The 4,723-nt window shown below is 38.3% G+C and carries 5 protein-coding genes; 4 read left to right on the top strand and 1 reads right to left on the bottom strand.

Going from position 1 to position 4,723, the window contains the following annotated elements; translation table 11 throughout:
- Together mobV and HT678_RS00145 are read left to right on the top strand one after the other, a co-directional pair.
- The coding region (mobV, locus tag HT678_RS00150) for a MobV family relaxase (protein ID WP_172924498.1) at positions 1-1,400 on the top strand (1,400 nt) is incomplete at its 5' end.
- A gap of 977 nt (positions 1,401-2,377) precedes the next feature.
- Complete coding sequence (locus HT678_RS00145; RefSeq protein WP_000715517.1) at positions 2,378-3,187, top strand: replication initiation protein; 810 nt, start codon at positions 2,378-2,380, stop codon at positions 3,185-3,187.
- Between the two features lie 173 nt (positions 3,188-3,360).
- Here HT678_RS00145 and HT678_RS00140 read toward each other — a convergent pair whose 3' ends face one another.
- Positions 3,361-3,819, bottom strand: a complete 459-nt coding sequence (locus HT678_RS00140) for a hypothetical protein (protein ID WP_000733562.1) — start codon at positions 3,817-3,819, stop codon at positions 3,361-3,363.
- A 64-nt stretch (positions 3,820-3,883) separates the two neighbouring features.
- Here HT678_RS00140 and HT678_RS00135 point away from each other — a divergent pair, with 64 nt between their 5' ends.
- Both HT678_RS00135 and HT678_RS00130 read left to right on the top strand, forming a co-directional pair.
- Positions 3,884-4,171: a hypothetical protein gene (locus tag HT678_RS00135; protein WP_078373521.1), complete on the top strand. Its 288-nt coding sequence runs from the start codon at positions 3,884-3,886 to the stop codon at positions 4,169-4,171.
- Between the two features lie 449 nt (positions 4,172-4,620).
- Positions 4,621-4,723 (top strand): plasmid recombination protein (locus tag HT678_RS00130; RefSeq protein WP_172924497.1); only part of this gene is annotated, 103 nt, incomplete at its 3' end.

Genomic DNA, 4,723 nt, shown 5'->3' with positions numbered 1-4,723 from the left:
TCGACACGAGCAGGTCACACCTCAACTATGAGTTGACGGATCGTGACCGCTCTGTGTCGTATGAACGGCAAATTAAGGACTATGTGAACGAGAACAAGAGTTCTAAACGTGGGATACGGAAAGACGCTGTTTTGTGTGATGAATGGATTATTACGTCAGATAAAGATTTTTTTGAAAAGTTGGGCCAGGAGCAGACGAGAAAATTTTTTGAAACGGCTAAAAACTACTTCGCGGAGAATTACGGAGAAACCAACGTTGCTTATGCCAGTGTACATCTTGATGAGAGTACCCCACACATGCACTTAGGGATTGTGCCAATGAGAAATGGTAAGCTGTCATCAAAGGTTATGTTTAACCGTGAGGAGCTAAAGCATATTCAGGAAGATTTGCCAAAGTACATGAATGAGCATGGTTTTGAGTTGCAACGTGGAAAGCGAGATAGCAAAGAACAGCATTTGAGTGTGGCGGACTACAAGGAAAAAATGGGGCGTGAAGCTCTTAATCAGGAATTGCTAGATTTAGGAGCGCCAAAATATTGGCATACGGAAGAACGTAGACCTGCAACAATGTCAGAAATTCAAGATTATGAGGACATAGGTTCTTTGTTTGCAGATTCAGACGTGACATTTAACATCCGAGAAGCGACGTTGGAAGAGCGTTTCAAATGGCTAGACACTCATAGAAACGATTTAAGGGCAGATTTAGGACGTTTAGAGGGTGTCCTTGAGAAAAAGATTGACGAATACGGTAAAATCGATTCTGAGGCTTCTGAGAGGCTCTCAGAGCTATCTGAGTTAAATTCTGAGGTAAATAGTCGTCAGGAGGAAATAAAGGGGTTAAAAAGCGATTCTAAGCGTCTGAGCGATGATGTGGTTCGTCTGGAGAGAGCTCATAGAGAAAAAACGCAACTTTTGGTGGAACAATCAAGTAACTTATCGAAAATTTCGTATAGAGATTTAGATAGACGTCGAGTTGCCAAAGAGTTGCAGGAAGAATTAGAAAATGCTACTCCTAAACTGTTTGGCGATGGCTTTAATTTTACTTCGGATTTTGTTGGACGACTGAAGACGTTTGTGTCTGATGTTGTAGAGAAGCTGGAGCAGGCGGTCAATCAAAATGAGTTACTTAGAAATGCACTAGCAGGCATGAAAGAAGCAAAGAGTAGGCTTGAAAATAGCCTATCTCATGCAGAATGGAAAAATCAGCAATTAGAGACTGAAAACAAAGCATTAAAGCTAGAAAACAGGGAGTTGAAAGTTTCTAAAAATCTCTTAGATGACCTTTCTGAAGTCATAACAGAAAAAGAAGTAACCAGCCTCAATAAGCGTTTAGAAAACTTAAGAGAGACACGAGAACTGTCTAGGAAAAGACATGAGCCTACAAAAGGGCGGAGTATCTGAGCGATTTATGCCGTGAAAGCTATTTGACAATAAGCTAGGTCAAGTTAGACTGGTTAAGGCGGTTCAGTCTGAACTTTGTTCAGCTGACCGACAAACCAAAGACTAACGACCTAGGTTCCTTGTTGTCAAATAGACCATGGAATAAAGCAAGCGGACATGGTATAATAGCAATATTCTGGCACTAAGCCTTCGAAAGGAGGTGTTTAGCTTGTTAGAACTCATTACTCTTCTTGTTGTTGTCCGAGTAGTGTTGCCCTTAGCGTACGAGTTGGGGAAAGCCTATGGGATGAAGTGGATTGAAAAGCGCTTCGATGACAACGAGAAATAGTGTCACTTTTCACGAACGCTAGTGTGTTGTAGCTAGCGCAAAAAAGCACCCTAAGTCTTGGCGGACAGGGTGCTTTTCGTTTAGCGTGATGAACTCACTACTCTTGTTGTTGATTAAATTATAACATAGTTTTATAATGGGTGTCAAAAATAGACATTTGTGATATAATCAAATTGAGGCGCCTCAGCGATACGGTCGGTGGCGTGAATCTCTTTATAGGTCGGGCAACTGGAAACGGATAGCTCAAAGGGCACTATTTTGTGTCGGGTGTGGGACTGCCTTCAGCTTCGAGCTGTAAAGACCCCGGATGCATTTTTAAGAGATTGGCCCGATAGGGTCTTTTTTTTTTGAAAAATTAAAAAAAAATGAAGGATTTTTTCTAAAGGAGTTACTTTCATACTTACTTTATAACTTACTTTATATATACTTTGGGGGTGTCAAAAAGTCAGTATTATCAAGGGTTTGCGAGGAGATAAGTGACAAAAAAGTACGTGATACATGACAAAAAAGTACGTGATACATGACAAAAAAGTACGTGATACATGACAAAAAAGTACGTGATACATGACAAAAAAGTAATAAATTACTTGAAGTTTGTCATGTAATATTATATAATCATTTATGACAAAAAAGTACGTGAGGTTAAGCCATGAAAAAAGGGAAGTCAGAAAATGCGTTTGAGGGCTTGATGTCTAGACAAGATTATCTAGTAGTACAAGCGAATGACCTAGCCAAAGCCTTTGGGAATTTAAAAGCCTTTGAACATAAGCTACTGGACTATTGTTTTAGCTATGTGACCAAAGAAAGCACTGCAACAGATACATTTACGACAAATGCAAAAGAGGTGCTGAAGCACTTTGGATTGAACGCTTCAGGGAAAAACTATGAGCGTGTGGCACGTGGCTTTAAAGCCCTAAACGAAAACACTGCGTTATATCTGCCAATCGTTGAGAATGGCGTTAAAGGGATATTGATGACCCAGTTATTTAGAAAAATTAAATTCTTAGCTAATGGCGAAGTGGAATTTATCTTTTCAGAAGATGCTGCGCCTTACGTATTTGCTTTACGTAGCCAGTTCTTCTCGTTCAAATTGGCAGAGTTAGCTCAAATCAAATCAAAGTATGCCATTATTTTGATGAAATTGTGGGAAGCAAATCGCTTTAAAAATCAACGTGTCACAACCATTCAAGGAGATTTAGACGATTGGCAAGATTGGTTTTTAGGGGAAGAGAGAAGAATGCCCCCTGCAATCTTTGCAAGGAACTGTCTGAAAGTTGGGGCAGAAGAGCTAGAGAAAAAATTAGGGGTAGATGTTTATCTAAACGTAGTTAAAAATGGCCGAAAGGTCATAGGCTATGAAATGCAGATTACTGATAATCGACAAGTACCAACTGCAGAGATAATCAAGCAAGCTGAAGAAAGAAGTCGACAGACAGATATTTATGATTTTTTAGATTAAGCACTGTTCAAAAATCTAAGTATGGTTCAAATGGTTGTAACTGTCATGGAAAACACTTGTTTATATCTAATTTATGAGTAAAAAGATGCTATTGAGATGAAAAAGCAGCTCGATGTTGATGAAATTTAAAGAGACTGGGACAATTTTGTCCCAGTCTCTTTCTTGTTAGTGAATTATTCTTCGTATAGAATTTCAGGGTTCGGTATGCTCATCCCTGAACCACCACTACTGTAATTATTTGTTTCTGATTGAGGAAGTGCTATTTGTATTCCACCAGGGCCGTAAGCTACACCTGTAAAAGTTACTCTTTTTATTTTTCCGCTTACATATATTGAACCACTAACTGATTGTCCTGCCCTACCTTGACCGCTTACCGGGTAATATAAGGTACGGCCATTTGTTAATGTAATACGAACTCCTCCAGAGAATTGATAAGAGCTTTTAGTATAAGGTCGTGCGTACCACCATGCTCTACTTCGGTTATCATAAATTTCTATTTTGGAAACTCCACCATTTCCAGTTGCAGTAGAATATGGGGTGATTTGGTTTGCTTTTGGAGTTTCGGCATATGTTGTAACAGTAAATGAAAGAAGAGTGAGAAAGGTAGTTATAAATAAAATAAGTTTTTTCATGGTAGTTCTCCTTTATTTTTTGTATGATTATATCAGAATATTTTAAAAAATGAAAGGGTTTTCTATGAAGGGTGATGTTTTTTTTGATTATTTTTTGAAATCACTTAGGTTTCATCTTGGTGATAGGTGTAAGGATATTGGATTTATAGAGTTTGCTAAGGATGAAAATAATAGTTTTATTATTATAAAGGATTATATTTTAGAATCATTAGTAGTGTTGTCAAATATTTTGAGTAAGGAGAGGATTGTGTTTTCTTGTGGGGTTATTCATAGTAAGGGGGGAGTTACTGGAGTAGAAGTATGTATGAATGTATTAGAGTTAGAAAGATTAAATAATTTGTATAAGATATAGTTTTGAAGAATATTAAAAAATATAATGGAAACTGTCTATGTAGGATGTGTGGAGTTGATAGTATCAATGTTTCCTATGGAGATAATTTTCTCAACTATGTTTACTTTGATTTTTTGGTCGGACAATAGCGAAGCCGTCCGACTGTCATTTTGAAAAAATGACTTTGGGGGACTTATCGAAGTCGCCCAATTTTTCAAAAAATGCCCTTGCGATTCGAGGGCTTTTTTTGTAGTTCGCCCTGGCATAAAGTGGGCGGACTAGCTCTCTGCAAGAGCCTTCGGAGAACGCACTTTTACGAAGTAAAGTATAGTGCGTTATACTTTACATGGAAGTTAGCCGAAATTTGTGCTAAAATTCTAGCTAGAATGTTATCACAATAGACGAGCAATAGGCTTGCCGGCTCGTCTGTCATTCGCTACTCGAATGACCCACCTGAGGAGGTAAAAGTTATGAGCTACATGGTTGCGAGAATGCAGAAAATGAAAGTTGGGAATTTGGGTGGCGCATATAAGCACAATGAACGGATTTTTGAAAAGCACTCAAACAAAGACA

Source organism: Streptococcus sp. 3167, assembly GCF_013277175.1.
GTDB classification, from domain to species: domain Bacteria; phylum Bacillota; class Bacilli; order Lactobacillales; family Streptococcaceae; genus Streptococcus; species Streptococcus pseudopneumoniae.
Note: the sequence above shows the minus strand (reverse complement) of the source record. Positions and strands in the feature narration are given on the sequence as shown.